Annotated in this window: 18 protein-coding genes and 1 other annotated feature; all 18 genes read left to right on the top strand. The window is 38.2% G+C overall.

Annotated features, from left to right (window positions below; genetic code table 11):
• Positions 1-43: 43 nt before the first annotated feature.
• The 18 genes from rpsU (at position 44) to glyS (ending at position 17220) form a co-directional block, all read left to right on the top strand.
• Entirely contained in the window at positions 44-217 is a 174-nt protein-coding gene (gene rpsU, locus V7068_RS06395; protein WP_119115575.1) for a 30S ribosomal protein S21, read from the top strand.
• Between the two features lie 14 nt (positions 218-231).
• Positions 232-675 (top strand): GatB/YqeY domain-containing protein, encoded by a 444-nt coding sequence (locus tag V7068_RS06390; protein ID WP_127762627.1) that lies wholly within the window; start codon positions 232-234, stop codon positions 673-675.
• A gap of 241 nt (positions 676-916) precedes the next feature.
• Entirely contained in the window at positions 917-2188 is a 1272-nt protein-coding gene (locus V7068_RS06385) for an NfeD family protein (RefSeq protein ID WP_499711719.1), read from the top strand.
• A gap of 41 nt (positions 2189-2229) precedes the next feature.
• The gene (gene floA / locus V7068_RS06380) at positions 2230-3198 is read left to right on the top strand and encodes a flotillin-like protein FloA (protein ID WP_180319852.1); all 969 of its coding nucleotides are present in this window, start codon (positions 2230-2232) and stop codon (positions 3196-3198) included.
• Between the two features lie 22 nt (positions 3199-3220).
• On the top strand, positions 3221-3712 hold the full coding sequence (locus V7068_RS06375) for a YqfB family membrane protein (RefSeq protein ID WP_499711616.1): 492 nt from the start codon (positions 3221-3223) through the stop codon (positions 3710-3712).
• A gap of 516 nt (positions 3713-4228) precedes the next feature.
• Positions 4229-5233, top strand: a complete 1005-nt coding sequence (locus tag V7068_RS06370; protein WP_499711614.1) for a DUF3231 family protein — start codon at positions 4229-4231, stop codon at positions 5231-5233.
• 702 nt (positions 5234-5935) lie between these two features.
• Positions 5936-6220, top strand: a complete 285-nt coding sequence (gene yqfC / locus V7068_RS06365) for a sporulation protein YqfC (protein ID WP_127761410.1) — start codon at positions 5936-5938, stop codon at positions 6218-6220.
• 16 nt (positions 6221-6236) lie between these two features.
• The gene (gene yqfD, locus V7068_RS06360) at positions 6237-7424 is read left to right on the top strand and encodes a sporulation protein YqfD (protein ID WP_499711611.1); all 1188 of its coding nucleotides are present in this window, start codon (positions 6237-6239) and stop codon (positions 7422-7424) included.
• Positions 7425-7427: 3 nt separating this feature from the next.
• Positions 7428-8390 carry a PhoH family protein gene (locus tag V7068_RS06355; RefSeq protein ID WP_499711609.1) on the top strand — a complete coding sequence of 321 codons (963 nt, stop codon included), beginning with the start codon at positions 7428-7430 and terminating at the stop codon, positions 8388-8390.
• A gap of 147 nt (positions 8391-8537) precedes the next feature.
• Complete coding sequence (locus V7068_RS06350) at positions 8538-10694, top strand: HD family phosphohydrolase (RefSeq protein WP_499711607.1); 2157 nt, start codon at positions 8538-8540, stop codon at positions 10692-10694.
• Positions 10691-11167: an rRNA maturation RNase YbeY gene (gene ybeY / locus V7068_RS06345; RefSeq protein WP_499711605.1), complete on the top strand. Its 477-nt coding sequence runs from the start codon at positions 10691-10693 to the stop codon at positions 11165-11167. Before V7068_RS06350 ends, ybeY begins: the two co-directional genes overlap by 4 nt.
• The gene (locus V7068_RS06340; protein WP_499711603.1) at positions 11139-11519 is read left to right on the top strand and encodes a diacylglycerol kinase family protein; all 381 of its coding nucleotides are present in this window, start codon (positions 11139-11141) and stop codon (positions 11517-11519) included. The genes ybeY and V7068_RS06340 overlap by 29 nt, the downstream gene beginning before the upstream one ends.
• A 25-nt stretch (positions 11520-11544) precedes the next feature.
• Positions 11545-11943, top strand: coding sequence for a cytidine deaminase (locus V7068_RS06335; protein ID WP_499711601.1), 399 nt, complete (start codon positions 11545-11547; stop codon positions 11941-11943).
• Entirely contained in the window at positions 11936-12865 is a 930-nt protein-coding gene (gene era / locus V7068_RS06330) for a GTPase Era (protein WP_499711599.1), read from the top strand. The genes V7068_RS06335 and era overlap by 8 nt, the downstream gene beginning before the upstream one ends.
• A 100-nt stretch (positions 12866-12965) precedes the next feature.
• Complete coding sequence (locus V7068_RS06325) at positions 12966-13109, top strand: YqzL family protein (RefSeq protein WP_127762624.1); 144 nt, start codon at positions 12966-12968, stop codon at positions 13107-13109.
• 35 nt (positions 13110-13144) lie between these two features.
• Entirely contained in the window at positions 13145-13897 is a 753-nt protein-coding gene (gene recO / locus V7068_RS06320; RefSeq protein ID WP_499711597.1) for a DNA repair protein RecO, read from the top strand.
• Between the two features lie 48 nt (positions 13898-13945).
• Positions 13946-14124 (top strand) — a binding site (T-box leader).
• A 143-nt stretch (positions 14125-14267) separates the two neighbouring features.
• Positions 14268-15164 carry a glycine--tRNA ligase subunit alpha gene (gene glyQ, locus V7068_RS06315; RefSeq protein ID WP_252290843.1) on the top strand — a complete coding sequence of 299 codons (897 nt, stop codon included), beginning with the start codon at positions 14268-14270 and terminating at the stop codon, positions 15162-15164.
• Complete coding sequence (gene glyS, locus V7068_RS06310; protein WP_499711595.1) at positions 15151-17220, top strand: glycine--tRNA ligase subunit beta; 2070 nt, start codon at positions 15151-15153, stop codon at positions 17218-17220. The genes glyQ and glyS overlap by 14 nt, the downstream gene beginning before the upstream one ends.
• Positions 17221-17427 lie beyond the last annotated feature (207 nt).

The following is a 17427-nucleotide window of genomic DNA, read 5'->3' as shown; positions in this document are numbered from 1 at the left end:
GCGAATATAAGTTAGTGTGTTGTTTTCGGAGGGAGGGAAAGAGATGTCTAAAACCGTTGTTCGTAAAAACGAATCGCTTGAAGATGCTCTTCGTCGTTTCAAACGTACTGTATCTAAATCAGGATCGCTTCAGGAAGCTAGAAAGCGTGAATTTTATGAAAAGCCAAGCGTAAAACGTAAGAAAAAGTCTGAAGCTGCAAGAAAACGTAAATTCTAAGAGAGGGTGGAATGATGAGTCTTCTCGAGCGTTTAAATAATGATATGAAACAAGCGATGAAGAACAAAGAAAAGGACAAACTCTCTGTTATTCGCATGTTAAAAGCTTCGCTTCAAAATGAAGCGTTAAAGCTAAGACAAGAATTAACAGAAGAAGAAGAATTGACAGTGCTCTCTCGCGAATTAAAACAACGCAAAGACTCCCTCAATGAGTTTGCAAATGCAGATCGTACCGATCTCGTGGATAAAATCCGTATCGAAATAGGTTACGTTGAGGCATATATGCCGGAGCAACTTTCAGCAGAAGAAATATCTTCAATTGTTAAACAAACAATTGAAGAAGTAAATGCCACATCTAAAGCAGATATGGGGAGAGTTATGAGTGCTTTAATGCCTAAAGTAAAAGGCAAAGCAGATGGTTCTCTGGTTAATAAATTAGTACAACAACATCTATCTTAAACTCAAAACCTAAGCCGCAGGCGTATGCCTGTGGTTTTTTGCTGTATATAGGCCAAACTTGAGGAACGCTTCTTTAAAGAAATTCTTCTGATTTGTTTGGTGATCTCGAAAAACTTTATATTTTGAAACTTTATCTGAAACTTTTTTAAAAGTGAATCGTACTGTTAAGTATAGAAATTTAAAAAACGGGAAAGGAGGAGTCTCGTTGAGAAGTTGGCGTGTTGTTTTTCTTTTTTGTCTTATGATATTTTTACTAGTGCCCTTTGCATCTGCAAAAGATAAGGTCGTGTATGTTGTGCCAGTGGAAGCAACCGTTGAGAAAGGCTTGGCTGCTTTTTTAGAGAGAGCTTTAGATACAGCGGAGTCAGCTCAGGCGGATCTTGTTATTTTTGAAGTGAATACGCCAGGTGGTGCGGTCGATGCTGCTGGGAAAATTGCAAAATTATTAACAGATACATCAGTCAAGACGGTTGCTTATGTGAATAATCGTGCTTTATCTGCTGGGGCGTATATCTCGCTAAGTGCGGATGAAATTTATATGGTGCCAAGTGCGACAATGGGGTCAGCTGCTGTGATTGATTCAGCTGGGAATGCAGCGGACAAGAAAGCGCAATCATATTGGTTAGCGGCTATGGCTACAGCTGCTGAACAAAATGGACGCGACCCAATCTATGCAAAAGCGATGGCGGACGAAAATATTGATTTGCCGGAGTATGGAGCCGAGAAGGGAAAACTGTTAACCTTCACAGCTAAACAAGCAAAAAAGGCTGGATATAGTGAGGGTACGGTTTCAGGGAAAGCGGAACTGTATAGTATACTAGAAATAGAGAATGCAGATATTCGTTCACTTGAAGAAAGTTTCCCCGAAAAGCTTGCTCGTTTTTTAACGAATCCATATGTTATCCCTCTTTTATTAACGCTTGCTGGTATAGGGATTGTGATTGAGATATTTTCTCCAGGATTAATTTTTCCTGGGCTTATAGGTGTACTTTCATTAGTCTTGTTCTTTTATGGACATCTTGTTGCCGGGCTAACAGGTTATGAAACGCTTGTGCTGTTTATACTTGGTATAGTTCTAGTTATATTAGAATTCTTTATTCCAGGAGGGATTGCGGGTTTATTAGGCCTTACTGCGGTTGTTGGAAGCTTATTTTTAGCAGCGAGTGATCCAGTCCATATAACAATTTCGTTGTTAATTGCGCTGACAGTGTCTATTTGTTTATCCATTCTATTAGTAAAGGTGTTTGGAAAAAAGATGAAATTTTTTAGAAAAATGATATTAACTGATTCAACGAACACGGAACAAGGGTATGTAAGTAATCCGAATCGAACAGAATTGATTGGGATGCAAGGGAAAGCGGTAACTGATTTAAGGCCTGCTGGTACGGCAATTGTCAATGAAGAAAGACTAGATGTCGTGTCTGAGGGAAGTTTTATTTTAAAAGGTTCTAGTGTTAAAGTGGTGAAAGTAGAAGGGTCTCGAATTGTCGTTCGAGAAGTTCCGGAAAATTAAAGAACGCAGAGGAGGATGAAATAGTGTTAGGAGCAGATACAATCTTTTTAATCGTGGCTGTTATTGCAATTATTGTGGTATTGGCTGTATTTTTTACATTTGTACCAGTGATGCTTTGGATTTCAGCTTTAGCAGCTGGTGTTAAAGTGAGTATTTTTACATTGATTGGGATGAGGTTGCGTCGCGTTATTCCAAGCCGTGTTGTGAATCCGTTAATTAAAGCACACAAGGCAGGTCTTGGAGTAAAGACGAATCAATTAGAAAGTCATTATTTAGCTGGTGGGAATGTAGACCGAGTCGTGAATGCGTTAATTGCTGCTGAACGTGCAAATATCGTATTGCCTTTTGAACGAGGTGCAGCCATTGATCTTGCAGGCCGTGATGTATTAGAAGCTGTGCAAATGAGCGTTAACCCAAAAGTGATTGAAACGCCATTTATTTCTGGTGTTGCGATGGATGGAATTGAGGTAAAAGCAAAAGCAAGAATTACTGTTCGAGCGAATATTGAGCGCTTAGTCGGTGGTGCTGGTGAAGAAACGATTATTGCCCGTGTTGGTGAAGGGATTGTTTCAACAATCGGTTCATCTGACAATCATAAAAAAGTGTTGGAAAACCCGGATTTAATTTCGAGAACGGTTTTAACTAAAGGGTTAGACGCTGGTACAGCGTTTGAAATCTTATCGATTGATATCGCGGATGTAGATATCGGAAAAAATATCGGGGCGATTCTTCAAACAGACCAAGCGGAGGCGGATAAAAAAATCGCTCAAGCGAAGGCCGAAGAACGTCGTGCGATGGCTGTAGCCTTAGAACAAGAAATGGTTGCTCGGGTTCAGGAAATGAGAGCGAAGGTAGTAGAATCTGAAGCGGAAGTACCGCTTGCGATGGCAGAAGCATTAAAAACAGGAAATCTTGGTGTGATGGATTATATGAATATCCAAAATATCACAGCTGATACAAGCATGCGCGATTCAATTAGCAATATTTCTAAAGATCAAAAAGAAACATAATAGGGGAAATGGAGGAGTGTAAATGTTCGAGTTTTTATTCGAGAATCCATTTCTACTGATTATTTTAATTGGTATCCTCTCTTCGATGTTTAAGAAAAAGAAAGAGCCGAATCGAACTTCACCGCGTCAACCTGAAGCACCGAAGAAGAAGTGGCAAGAAGTGATTCAAGAGATACAGGAAGAGAAGCCAACTGCAAAGCCTATTCAAGAAGCAAAGCCAGTTCAGTCTACTGAATCTGTAGAAATACAGGAAGAAGATGAAAGAAGAATTGCTGACTTAAAGCGTCTGCAACAGGCATATGAGGAACAACAGAAGCGAGAAAGGGAATCCGAAACGGCTATTTCTACACCGTCTATTGCTTCTGCTGCTGCGAAGGTCATTTCAGATAATCGAAGCCCTGTGTATCATAAGGAGCTTTCATTTGGGAAACAAGAATTAATCAATGGTATTATTATGTCTGAGGTGCTTGGGCCCCCAAGAGCGACGCGAAGCTTGCGTCAATCTCGTCGTTAGTAATTTTTAAGCTTATGATACTGTTGATTTTTGGCTCATTTAATTAACAGGCATGATTACAATTGAATGGAAGTGGTCTCGGTGAGGTGGAGTTTAAACCTCGCCTTTTCCATTTTTATCAAAAAATAGGCAGGAATCCTCCTCCTCAACGAAACGTAGTGGAGTAGGTGGGGGTAGTTCAATGCAAAAGAATACAGACCGCTTGAAGAGTCCCTTAGCTTGCTTCATATTCCTAACTCTACAATAGAATGAGCATTTGTTATATTTGATTTCCTCATTGCTTCAACTGTAGTAATTTCTCCTGCTCTCCATTGTTTATAAGCCTGCTTAAATTCAGATGTAATAGGGTCCTCTTTAATAGGTTCAATATTAATGTGTGAGAAATCATTGACTAATGACTTATAAATGCTTTATTGAAAATCGAGAGGATATACGTCTCAAATCCAATGATGTTAGAGTATAATGCATAAGCCTAGAGTACATAATTAGGGGAAAGAGAAAAAGGAGGAAGGGATTTTGGCTTTAACCAATCCTTTAAGTGCATCAGAGGTGGGTACACTTTGGCTCACCTACGAAGAGAAAACCCTTATTATGAGAATATTAGAATACTTTATCGAGAAATCAGACGAACAAGAAGGTAGGAATCTTTTGGGAGGCTTATGGCAAGAACTTAATTTTTATGTTTTAGAAATGGAAAAACTATTTGAAGAACAAGGAATTGTAAAACCTATAGGGTTTACAAAAGGGGATGTGAACCTAGACGCACCAAAATTATACGACAATGGATTTGACATTATGTTTCTTCGGATTTTAAAAGAAGTTAGCATGGCTATGTATACAATGAATATGAATATGGCTTATAACAACCAAGTAATGGCTATTTATGAAGGTCTAACGGTAGTTACTCAAAAAATTTATAAGCTAGCTACCCTTTATTTGCTTCAAAAAGGGATTCTCTCTCTTCCACCCAAAGTGACGATGCCAAAATCAGTTGAATTTATTAAAAACAAAAGTTATATGAGTGGATTTAATCCATTTGGTCACAAAAGACCTTTGAATACGCTTGAAATTGGTATTCTTCATCAAGCAATAGAGTCAAATAATATTGGAATGCAGCTAATTACTGGTTTTGCCCAATGTGCAGAGAACAAAGATGTTAAACGATATTTTGTAAAAGGAATTGACCTTTGTAAGAAACAAATCAAAATAGTTGAGGATATTCTTTTAGAGAGTGATGTTCATTTTTCTGCTACATCTGGAAGCATGGTAACCACTTCAACAGTCGCTCCATTTTCAGATAAACTTATGATGCACTGTATCTTCCTTCTCAATGGATTCAGTATTGTAGGAAATAGTTTTGGGACATTTTTTACTTTAAGAAATGATATAAGCATGAAAACTACATTAATCGCCAAAGATATATTTTTATACGGACAAGAAGGAATTGAAATTAAGATTAAACATGGATGGTTTGAAGAGCCGCCACAAATGGAAGATAGAACTGGAATAATAGAACAGTAATCTTTTCGTCTTTTGGGGAACAATACATATAGTGTTATCTTTAACGCTAAATTCGAATGTGGAGGGATATATTTTGAATACTTCACTTAAAAGCTTATTATCAATTTTGCTTTCTTTATTGATTAAAGCTTTCTTTTTAATCAATAAGATAAATGCCAAGTTAAAACCCTCATTAAGAATGCCGATTTTAGCATAGGCATTAAGTGTTCTCAGAATTGTCTAATTCCACATTGTTTTGAGAAGGTAAGCGATAATCGTGGCTTACCTTCTTGTTAATGCTATCATCTTTTCAATTCAGCTTTTTATTAAATGAGCGGGGCTTCAGCTAAATGGATGTTTTAATTTCCGTTTAATGATTTCAAGCTTCTTGTTCTTTTCTATTGTATATCCAAGCGAAGGGACACCCTGCCCTCATTCACCACGCTTAGCATCTTCACGTTTACCTCTTTTTTAACGTTTAGCAATCAAACGTATTTCTTAAGAAGCTATACACTCCACATAACAAACATCAATCTATCATCATCGTTAAAGTCATAGGACTTCTCCGGTATCAGAATGTAAACGCCATTGTCTGCTAATACCTTTTCCGCATATTGAGTGTAATAATTATCCGTGCTGATACGGTCTGTTGAAATCACAAATGTTTATACATATATTGATAAATAATCTCATACATTTGAGATGAAAGGGGGTTCTTTTTTTATGGCGCGTAAATGGGGGCAACAATTAAAACAGCTCATTGTCAAAAAAGCAGACCTTCCAGAAGATGTCATAATGGACCTTCCACGAATCACGATGATTGGACAATTGCATATTTATATTGAAAACCATCGGGGATTGTTAGCTTTTACTGATCGTGAAGTAAGGCTGATGCTTAAACATGGTCAACTGTTAATTAAAGGCTCAGCCTTTGTTATAAAAACGATTTTACCTGAAGAGATTATGCTCGAAGGTCAGATTGAGCAAGTTCTTTTTATTAATGAATGAGTCCTGGGAGGTACCGATGAAAAACCAATGGACAAACTATTATACAGGCTATGTAAAAGTAAAAGCATTCGGGAGAGGGACAGAACGTTTGATTAATAGCTTAACAAGAAGAGGGCTTCATGTGTGGGATGTCAAGCGCATAGGCACTGAGGCCCTTGTTTTTTATATGGAGATAAGCGATATTCCAAAGCTACGTCAAATCGTTCGCAAAAGTGATTGCAAGGTTACCTTTTTACACGGAAAGGGTGTCCCGTTCTTATGGAAGCGAGTTTTAAAGAATAGTGGTTTTTTAGTAGGCTTATTTGCTTTTTTGTTTTCTATTTTTATTCTCTCTAATATGGTCTGGGGCATTGAAGTCCACAATGCTAAGCCTGAAACGGAGCATGCGATTCGTAAAGAGTTAGAGAGGATGGGCGTGAAAGTAGGAAAGCTGCAGTTCTACCTTGATGATGTGGATACGATTCAGCGTAAACTATCAGATGAAATCGAGGAGTTAACATGGGTTGGTGTGGAATTAAAAGGGACGACCTTTCATTTTCAAGTCGTTGAGAAACAACAACCGAAAAAGGTGGAAGCGACATCGCCACAGCATCTTGTTTCCAAGAAAAAGGCAATCATTACTGAGATGTTTGTTGAAAAAGGAAAATCGATTGTTAAAGTGAATGATTACGTCGGAAAGGGACAACTGCTTGTTTCAGGTATTATCGGTACAGAAGAGAAACCAGAAATTGTGCCAGCAAAAGGCGTTATTAAGGGACAAACATGGTATAAAGCGAAGGTGGAAGTGCCGCTCGAAACGAAATTTTCAGTCTATAATGGTGATGAAAAAACGAAACATTATTTAAAATTTTGGAATGTATCTATCCCGATTTGGGGATTTATAAAACCAGACTATTCGGATTATGAAGAGGAAGTAACGATCCGGCCGTTGTACTTTTTACAGTGGAAATTACCGGTGAGTTATAAAGAGAAGACATGGAGAAGTAAGGAGGAAATAAAGCGAGTCTATACCAAGAAGGAAGCTGTTGCAGAAGGAAAGAAAATGGCAAGGGGTAATCTTGGAAAACGAGTAGAAGAGGATGCGGAAATCATTGGCGAAAAAATTTTGCATGAATCGATAGAGAATGGTAAAGTTAAATTATCGATACATTACCAAGTTATAGAAGATATAGCGACAGGACAATCAATCATTCAAGGAGACTAACGAATGTCAGAAGATGTAAAAGTATTAAACTTAGAACTTGAATCAACGAATGAAGCTTATGCTCTATTAGGGAATGCTGATTCGAATGTAAAAGTACTCGAAGAGGAGCTGCACGTTTCTGTCATCACACGCGGTGAAGCAATCTGTGTGGCAGGGAGCCTTGAAGAAGCTGAAATGGCTCAGGATATTTTAAAGGCGCTGTTATCTGTTGTACGTAAAGGAATCACTATTAACTCTCGTGATGTTGTATATGCGATTGAACTGGCTAAAAAAGGAACATTAGAGTATTTTCGTGATTTATATGAAGAAGAAATAGCGAAGACAGCAAGAGGGAAATCGATCCGTGTTAAAACAATTGGTCAAAGACATTATATCCAAGCGATTAAAAGACAAGATTTAGTGTTTGGCATCGGTCCTGCGGGAACGGGAAAAACGTATCTTGCTGTTGTGATGGCTATCAATGCATTAAAAGACGGACGGGTTAAGCGAATTATTTTAACAAGGCCAGCTGTTGAAGCTGGGGAAAGCTTAGGCTTCTTACCAGGCGATTTAAAGGAGAAAGTTGATCCGTATTTACGTCCATTATATGATGCTCTGCATGACTTATTAGGAGTAGAGCAAACGCAAAGAATGATTGAACGAGGTACAATTGAAATTGCGCCGCTTGCCTATATGCGTGGACGTACATTAGATGATGCATTTGTCATTTTGGACGAAGCGCAAAATACAACAGAAGCGCAAATGAAAATGTTTTTAACTCGTCTTGGCTTTGGTTCTAAAATGATTATTACAGGTGATCGAAGTCAAATTGATTTACCAAAAGGTATAAAATCCGGTTTGATTCGGGTAGAAGAGATTTTAAAAAATGTTAAAGGTTTAACTTTTATATATTTAGAGCAAAGTGATGTAGTGAGGCACCCGCTTGTTGCACGAATTATTACCGCATACGAGCAGGCGAATGAATAGACCAAAGCAATCCGCCATGTGAAACTGGCGGATTTTTTAAACGAAGGTGAAACTTTGATGAAAAACTGTTATCATTTTACATAACTTATTACTTCATTATGAATCCGCACATCAAAAGTATGTTTTTTCTTGAAAGGAGAGTCTTCTTTGAGTCAGATTCAGAAGTTTTTTGCAAAATTAAAAGAGCTAATGGTCCATCGGCTGTTTCAAGTGTTATTATTTATTGTGGTTGGTACGTTTGCTTATGCATTAATGTATTCTAATGTGAAACCTGAGAAGATTCATATCGAGCTTTTTAAACCAGCTGAACAAACAATTCGTGCGACTAAAACGGTTGAAGATACATATAAAACAGAACAAGAAAAAGAAGAAGTTTTAAAGCAAGTGGCTGATGTATATACCCTGAAAAAAGAGTATGCCAAGAATAAGGTTGATTTAATTGCTTCGATTTTTGACTCGGCGATTGAAGTGCATGAGGAAACGAGCGAAGAGGCATTACAGGAAGACGAGAAAGCTATTGCTAAGACGGATGCACAGAAGGTTTCCATTTTAAAAGAAAAGCTGACAGATGAAGTGAATAAAGACATTGAGGAATCTGTTTTTTTAGCATTAGTTCAAGCAGATGAGGACGAATTAAACATTACAAAAGATTTAACGATTACAGCTGTTAATAATGTGATGAGTTCAAGAATTGCAGCGGGCGATGTAGAGAATGCCAAAAAACGAGCTGAAGAGGAATTGCGCTATACAAGTATTAGCAATGATATGAAGAAGGCTGCTATTTCGTTAGCTCGTTCGGCTATTATTCAAAATGTATTTTTTGATAACGAAAAAACGGAAGAACAGCGAACAAAAGCGGTTGAAAATGTGGAGCCGGTGCGTATTCTTCAAGGGCAAGTTATTGTAAAGGAAGAACAGCTTGTTGATCGTGAAATTTATCGTCAACTTGAATTAGCTGGGTTTTTAAATACGGAAAAAACGATATATCCATATCTGGGTTTATTATTATTTATTGTGCTAACTTTGATAGCCTTTTATTATTTCTTTTATTCTTCCGCTTCAAAGAAGGAACAGCAGCATAATCAGCTGTTGATTTTTAGTCTTGTCTTTGTCATCGCTTTATCGATGATGAAAATCTTTAGTATACTTGCTGATTTTCAACATGCGGATTTAGTGTATTTCTTTCCGGGAGCAATGGCAGCGATGATTAGTAAAATGCTCTTAAATGATCGTTTGTCTGTAGCAATGACGCTTTTACTAAGTTCATATGGAACGATTGTTTTTAATGGAGAAACTCCGAGTAATTTAGATTATTCGATGGGATTATACATTATGTTTAGCGGTTTCGCCGCGATTATTATTTTATCTCGTGATAATTTTAAAACAAAAGTGTTATCAGCAGGTAGTCTATTGTCGTTAGTGAATGTGGCGTTTTTATTCTCCTTGTTATTTATTATGGATGGGCATTATTCAAAAATGGAGTATGTATATTATAGTATTGCAGCCATTGTATCTGGCCTTAGTTCAGCTGTTTTAACGATGGGGCTGTTACCATTTTTTGAAGCCGGCTTCGGTGTATTATCGACAATTAAGTTACTAGAGTTATCTAATCCTAATCATCCATTGCTTCGAAAGATTTTGACGGAATCACCGGGAACCTACCATCATAGCGTTATGGTAGCTAATTTGGCGGAGTCTGCTTGTGAAGCAATTGGGGCGAACGGTTTACTTGCCCGGGTAGGTTGTTACTATCACGATATTGGTAAAACAAAACGACCTCAGTTCTTTATTGAAAATCAAATCACGGGAAGCAATCCGCATGATCAGTTGCCGCCGAGAACAAGCAGGGATATTATTATTGCGCATGCAAGTGATGGCGGTGATTTGTTGCGAAAGCATAAGTTTCCTAAGGAAATTATTGATATTGCCGAACAGCATCATGGTACAACTTTATTAAAGTTCTTTTATTATAAAGCGTTAAAACAAGATGAGACAGTACAGGAATCAGAGTATCGTTATCCCGGCCCGAAAGCGCAAACGAAGGAAGTCGCCGTGATTGGCATTGCCGACAGCGTGGAGGCTGCCGTAAGGTCGATGCAGCAGCCGACTCCGGAAAAGATTGAAGAGCTCGTTATTCAAATTATTAATGATCGTATTCAAGATCACCAATTTGATGAATGTGATATTACGATGAAGGAGTTAAGTATTGTGAAATCTTCACTCTGTGAATCGTTAAATGGGATTTTTCATTCGCGCATTGAGTATCCTGAGTTTAATAAATTAGAACAGAAGGTGGAAGCATGAGATTAGAGCTTGATTTTATCGATGAAACAAATGAAATTTCCGAAGAAGTGCAAAAGCTGGTAGAAAGTGTTTTGCAGTTTGCCGCTGAAAAGGAAGATATTGAGGAGGGGACAGAGCTTTCCGTTACGTTTGTCGATAATGCTAGAATCCAGGAAATTAATAAAGAGTACCGTAATAAAGATGCAGCAACGGATGTCATTTCTTTTGCACTTGAAGAAATGGGAGAAGAAGAGATTGAAATTATTGGTGCGGATATGCCTAGGGTTCTTGGAGATATTATTATCTCTATTGAGCGTACGAAAGAGCAGGCGGAGGAGTACGGGCATTCTTTTGATCGCGAACTAGGCTTTTTAGCTTTGCATGGCTTTTTGCATTTGCTCGGCTATGATCATATGACCGAAAGTGATGAGCGGGTCATGTTTACAAAACAAAAGGATATCCTAGATGAGTACGGGCTATCGAGAGAAGCGTAAATATCCTTTCGTCAAGAGCTTTTATTTTGCTCTAAGAGGGATTTGGGAAGGTGTTAAAACAGAGCGAAACATTCGAATTCATAGTATGATGACAGTAGTGGTCATTTTATTGGGAGCGTATGTTTCACTTAATTGGATAGAATGGCTCTTTGTTCTGATTGCCGTTACGGGGACTATTGTGCTTGAACTAGTCAATTCGGCGCTTGAACGAGTAGTCGATTTAGTGACAGAAGAGTATCATCCGCTAGCACGTCAAGCAAAGGATATGGCAGCCGGGGCTGTCTTATTATATGCTATATTCTCTGTGATTGTTGGAATTGTCATCTTTTTGCCGAAGCTGATTAGTACGTAAATATTTATTGGAAGGATGATGTTAGATGAATCAGCAACAATTAATAGAAGAAGCAAAATTAGCAAGAGAGAAGGCCTATGTGCCATACTCCAAATTCAAGGTAGGTGCGGCTGTTTTAACGAAAGATGGAAAAGTTTATCATGGGTGTAATATTGAAAATGCAGCTTATAGCATGTGCAATTGTGGGGAAAGAACGGCTTTATTCAGTGCGTATGGTCATGGAGACCGCGAGTTTCAAATGCTTGCGGTTGTAGCGGATACGGATAGACCTGTGTCTCCTTGTGGGGCATGCAGACAAGTTATTGCGGAACTTTGTGATAAAGATATGAAAGTACTATTAACGAATTTAAAAGGCGATGTGAAGGAAATAACGGTTGAAGCCTTACTTCCAGGCGCTTTTTCAGCGGAGGATTTACATGAATAAATTATTTGATGATAGACAAGTGCAAGGTCATAAATCGGGATTTATCTCGATTATTGGTCGACCGAATGTAGGGAAGAGTACGTTTTTGAATCGCGTTATTGGGCAAAAAATTGCCATTATGAGTGATAAGCCCCAAACAACGAGAAACAAAGTACAAGGTGTATTAACATTGAATGATTCCCAAATGATTTTTATAGATACGCCAGGTATTCATAAGCCGAAGCATAAGCTTGGCGATTTTATGATGAAAGTTGCGACTAATACACTGAAGGAAGTCGATTTGATCTTATTTATGATTAATGCGACAGAAGGATATGGTCGCGGTGATGAGTTCATTATTGAAAAATTAAAAAATGTAAACACACCTGTTTTTTTAGTTGTAAATAAAATTGATGCGGTTCATCCTGATGAACTGCTGCCGCTTATTGAGCGCTATCAGCGTTTATATCCTTTTGCATCTGTTGTACCGATTTCAGCTCTAGAAGGAAATAATGTGGAGACGTTGCTCGCACAAATTAAAGAGCATTTACCAGAAGGACCTCAGTTTTATCCAGCAGATCAAGTAACAGATCATCCAGAGCGGTTTATTATTTCGGAGTTAATTCGTGAAAAAGTGCTTCACTTAACACGTGAGGAAATCCCTCATTCTGTTGCTGTTGTCATCGATTCAATTAAAAAAATGGATAACAGTGAAACGATTAATGTCATGGCAACCATTGTAGTCGAACGAGACTCACAAAAAGGAATTGTCATTGGCAAACAAGGAAAGATGTTGAAGGAAGTAGGGAGTCGTGCTCGAATTGACATTGAAAATTTATTAGGCTCAAAAGTGTTTTTGGAGCTATGGGTCAAAGTGCAAAAGGATTGGCGCAATAAAGCAGGCCAGCTTCGTGATTATGGGTTTAACGAGGACGAGTATTAATTAGCAAATTTTACGCTTCATGAAAGTAGAAAATTAGGTCAAGCTATTCGTAAGGTTGGAAATGAACATATGCTAGTTAACATGAAAGGTGGGCCTTATGATGTTGGATTTTACCTGGAAAGTATTTAGTGAAACGGGTAATGTGGACACTTATCTTCTTTTTAAGGAGATAGAAGTCGAAAAACAGGAAAGAGCCGAGCAGTCAACTGAGGAGCTAGCAAATATTGATTTTCCTGTTTCCTAACGTTTAGTTAGGCAAGAATTGGTGGTGTCTTTATTATGTTTCAAAAATGTGAAGGCATAGTCATTAGGCGATCCGATTATGGAGAGAACAATAAAGTCATCACGATTTACACACGTGAATTTGGAAAAATAGGTGTTATGGCAAGAGGAGCAAGCAAGCCTAATAGCAGGCTTGCTTCTGTTACGCAATTATTTTGTTATGGTTATTTTCTTGTAACGCCTTCAACAGGCCTTGGGAGTCTACAGCAAGGTGAAATGGTAGATTCTATGCGTTTTATACGCGAGGACTTATTTGCGACAGCTTATGCCTCTTATATTATTGAATTATTGGATCGAAGCGTCGATGATAAAAAGGCGAATCCATACTTATTTGAGCTTTTATATCAAACATTACATTACATAAATGAAGAATACGACCCAGAAGTGTTAAAGTTTATTTTTGAAATGAAAATGCTTCCGGTTAATGGGATTCGTCCTGTATTAAATCAATGTGCAGTCTGCGGAGAAACAGAAGGTGTGTTTGCTTTTTCTCTTCGGGAGGCAGGGTTTATTTGTCATCGCTGTTTTGATAAAGATTCCTATCATTTAAAACTATCGCCAGCTGCGGTTAAGTTGTTGCGTCTGTTTTATTATTTTGATTTATCACGCCTTGGCAATATTTCCATCAAGCCGGAAACGAAGAAAGAACTGCAAACGATTATTGATGCCTATTATGAAGAATATTCCGGACTTCACTTGAAATCAAAAAGATTTTTAAAGCAGTTGGATTCGATGAAAGATTTGCTTTAAGGTTGACTTTTTTTACTTTGTTGGATAGAATACAATCATCTAAAATATGAAGTTGCGTTGATGGAAAGGAGTACCTGTCTTTCTCCATAAAAGCGAGCCTGGGATAGTGGGAGCCAGGATATGGACATTCAGGGAAGGGCGTTCCGGAGCATGATATTTAACAAAAGAGGTCATTTCCTTAGAAATGACAATTAGGGTGGAACCGCGGGTAAACTCTCGTCCCTATGCTTACATTTTGGCATAGGGATGGGAGTTTTTTGTGTTACGTAGGATACGGCAGGTAATCTCTTAAAATTGGCAAGTAAATAGCCAAATTCAGCAGGGAAGGCGACAAATTTCATTTTCGCTTTAAAAATTTGGAGGTGCAGGAATGAATATTCAAGATATGATTTTAACGTTACAGAAACATTGGTCTGAACAAGGCTGTATTTTAATGAATGCTTATGATGTGGAGAAAGGTGCGGGCACAATGAGCCCTTATACATTTTTACGAGCGATTGGACCAGAGCCGTGGAATGTAGCATATGTAGAGCCATCACGTCGCCCTGCGGATGGACGCTATGGTGAAAACCCAAACCGTCTGTATCAGCATCATCAATTCCAAGTGATTATGAAGCCATCGCCAGACAATATTCAAGAGTTATATTTAGATTCTTTAAAAGCTCTTGGAATTGACCCGCTTCAGCATGATATTCGTTTCGTTGAAGATAACTGGGAAAACCCTTCATTAGGTTGTGCAGGCCTTGGTTGGGAAGTATGGTTAGATGGAATGGAAATTACACAATTTACGTATTTCCAACAAGTTGGTGGACTTGAATGTAAGCCTGTTTCGGTTGAAATTACATATGGAATTGAGCGTCTGGCTTCTTACATTCAACAGAAAGAAAATGTATTCGAGTTAGAGTGGACAGATGGTTTTACTGTACGCGATATTTTTGGTCAGCCTGAATATGAGCATTCTAAATATACGTTTGAAACGTCGAATCTAGATATGTTATTCCAACTATTTACGATGTATGAAGCAGAAGCACAGCGTCAAATGGAAGAAGGACTTGTTCACCCAGCTTATGATTATGTGTTGAAATGTTCTCATACATTTAATTTGTTAGATGCAAAAGGAGCCATTTCGGTTACAGAAAGAACGGGATATATCGCTCGCTGTCGAAATTTAGCGCGTAAGGTTGCCAAAACCTTCTACGAAGAGCGGGAAAAATTAGGCTTCCCGATTTTAAAAGTGAAAGGGGAGAATGCAAATGAGCAAGCGTAATTTATTGTTGGAAATTGGTTTAGAAGAATTACCAGCACGTTTTGTGACATCATCAATGAACCAATTAGCGGATAAGGTTCAAAAATGGTTCACAGAAAAAGCAATCGAATTCGGTGATGTTCAAGCTTTTTCAACACCTAGACGTTTATCGCTTCTTGTTACGGATGTGGCAGAAGCACAAAAGGATATTGAAGAAGAAGTAAAAGGACCAGCTAAAAAAATTGCCATGGATGCGGAAGGCAATTGGTCAAAAGCAGCAATTGGTTTTACAAAAGGTCAAGGACTGACAACAGACGACATTTATTTCAAAGAAATTAAAGGCGTTGAATATGTTCATTTAAATAAATTTATTAAAGGACAACCGACGAAAGAGTTACTAGTGGAGCTGCAGAATCTTATTACAAGCATGACATTTGGTAAAAATATGCGCTGGGCGAACCAAGAGCTTCGTTTTGTCCGTCCAATTAAATGGCTAATTGCATTATTTGGTCAGGAAATTGTACCTTTTACCATTGCTGATGTAGATACAAACCGTACAACAAAAGGCCATCGCTTCTTAGGAGAAACAATCACAATTGAAGATCCTGCTGAATATGAAGCACGTTTAACTGAGCAATTTGTTATTGCGAACCCGGATACACGTCGCAATATGATTTTGACACAAATTAAAGAGCTAGAAGCCAAGAATAATTGGGTAATTCCAGTTGATGAAGAATTGCTTGAGGAAGTCAACAACTTAGTTGAATATCCAACGGTTTTATTTGGTCGTTTTGAAGAAGAATTTTTGGAGCTGCCAAGTGAAGTATTAATCACATCTATGAAAGAACATCAACGTTATTTCCCTGTAAAAGATCAAGCTGGCAACTTGCTTTCTTTCTTTGTTACTGTTCGAAATGGGGATGATCGTCATTTAGAAACGGTATCAAAAGGAAATGAGAAAGTATTGCGTGCACGTCTTTCCGATGCTGCGTTCTTCTACAAAGAAGATCAGAAGAAAGATATTGCAGATGCTTTGAAAAAGCTTGAAACAATTGTTTATCATGAAGAAATTGGTACGTTAGCTGAAAAAACAGAGCGCGTTACAGCTATTGCAGGGGCGCTAGTCGATGCGCTTGACGTATCTGTTGATAAAGAGTTGGCACTTCGAGCAGCTCGCATTGCGAAATTCGACTTAGTAAGCCATATGGTGTATGAGTTCCCTGAATTACAAGGTTACATGGGGGAAAGATACGCCCTTTTAAAAGGAGAAGCGAAGGAAGTCGCAGCAGCCATTCATGAACATTATATGCCGAAGTCTGCTGACGATGGCGTACCGCCTTCAACGATTGGCGCGATCTTAAGTGTTGCTGAAAAAGTGGATACTATCGCATCATTTTTTGCAATTGGGATTATTCCTACCGGCTCTCAAGATCCGTATGCATTAAGAAGACAAGCGAGCGGAATTGTCCAAATTTTAGCGGAGAAGAATTGGAATATTTCTTTAGAAGCAATCGTCGCTTTAGCATTGCACGAAGTAGAAGCGAAAAATATTGTGAAACGTGAGCTTGCCGATGTGCAGGAAGATATGCTTACTTTCTTTAAAGCCCGAATTAAGCATATGCTACAGGAACAGCATATTCGCTATGATTTAATTGATGCGGTTTTATTAGGTGAAATTGGCTATATCTCATCTCTTGTAGAGCGTGCTGGCGTGTTGGAAGCGAAGAAGAACGAAGCAGGCTTTAAAGAAGAGCTAGAAGCACTAAGTCGTGTTATGAATATTGCTGGTAAATGTGAACATCAAGTATCTGTGGATGCTGCTAAATTTGAAAATACTCAGGAAACAGCACTTTATGAGAACTATCAACGTGTGTCTGTTGCTTATCAACAAGCAGATAATGAAACAGAGCGCTATGAATTATTAGCTTCTCTTCAAACAGATATTGAACAGTATTTCGAGCATACAATGGTTATGGCAGACGATGCATCTATCCGTAATAACCGTTTATCACTCATGAAAGAGATTAGTGATTTAGTGGCTACTTATGCAGCGATGAATAAAATTATTGTATCGTAATAATGATACAAAAGAACGGATACTGCTTCAGACGATGTTTGTATAGTAGTATCCGATTTTCTTTTTCGCTATGTTACACAAGATGATTAGTTGAAATGAACAGTATAATCTAATAGGAGTCTTTTAGTAGGATGCAGTTTTGGTAAACGATGATGTGAGTAGATTGAAGTTTCCTGAACATATATAAACAAGCAGGAAATAAGAATT

The organism is Bacillus sp. JJ634 (genome assembly GCF_036962285.1).
Taxonomy (GTDB): Bacteria; Bacillota; Bacilli; order Bacillales; family DSM-1321; genus Peribacillus; species Peribacillus asahii_A.
Note: the sequence above shows the minus strand (reverse complement) of the source record. Positions and strands in the feature narration are given on the sequence as shown.

Bases quoted from the DNA above. Each gene is read 5' to 3' on its own strand.
- V7068_RS06340 (WP_499711603.1), top strand. From the start codon at position 11,139: ATGAGTACGGGCTATCGAGAGAAGCGTAAATATCCTTTCGTCAAGAGC.
- V7068_RS06385 (WP_499711719.1), top strand. From the start codon at position 917: ATGATATTTTTACTAGTGCCCTTTGCATCTGCAAAAGATAAGGTCGTG.
- yqfC (WP_127761410.1), top strand. From the start codon at position 5,936: ATGGCGCGTAAATGGGGGCAACAATTAAAACAGCTCATTGTCAAAAAA.
- V7068_RS06325 (WP_127762624.1), top strand. From the start codon at position 12,966: ATGTTGGATTTTACCTGGAAAGTATTTAGTGAAACGGGTAATGTGGAC.
- recO (WP_499711597.1), top strand. From the start codon at position 13,145: ATGTTTCAAAAATGTGAAGGCATAGTCATTAGGCGATCCGATTATGGA.
- yqfD (WP_499711611.1), top strand. From the start codon at position 6,237: ATGAAAAACCAATGGACAAACTATTATACAGGCTATGTAAAAGTAAAA.
- V7068_RS06335 (WP_499711601.1), top strand. From the start codon at position 11,545: ATGAATCAGCAACAATTAATAGAAGAAGCAAAATTAGCAAGAGAGAAG.
- rpsU (WP_119115575.1), top strand. From the start codon at position 44: ATGTCTAAAACCGTTGTTCGTAAAAACGAATCGCTTGAAGATGCTCTT.
- glyS (WP_499711595.1), top strand. From the start codon at position 15,151: ATGAGCAAGCGTAATTTATTGTTGGAAATTGGTTTAGAAGAATTACCA.
- V7068_RS06355 (WP_499711609.1), top strand. From the start codon at position 7,428: ATGTCAGAAGATGTAAAAGTATTAAACTTAGAACTTGAATCAACGAAT.
- V7068_RS06390 (WP_127762627.1), top strand. From the start codon at position 232: ATGAGTCTTCTCGAGCGTTTAAATAATGATATGAAACAAGCGATGAAG.
- V7068_RS06375 (WP_499711616.1), top strand. From the start codon at position 3,221: ATGTTCGAGTTTTTATTCGAGAATCCATTTCTACTGATTATTTTAATT.
- era (WP_499711599.1), top strand. From the start codon at position 11,936: ATGAATAAATTATTTGATGATAGACAAGTGCAAGGTCATAAATCGGGA.
- glyQ (WP_252290843.1), top strand. From the start codon at position 14,268: ATGAATATTCAAGATATGATTTTAACGTTACAGAAACATTGGTCTGAA.
- ybeY (WP_499711605.1), top strand. From the start codon at position 10,691: ATGAGATTAGAGCTTGATTTTATCGATGAAACAAATGAAATTTCCGAA.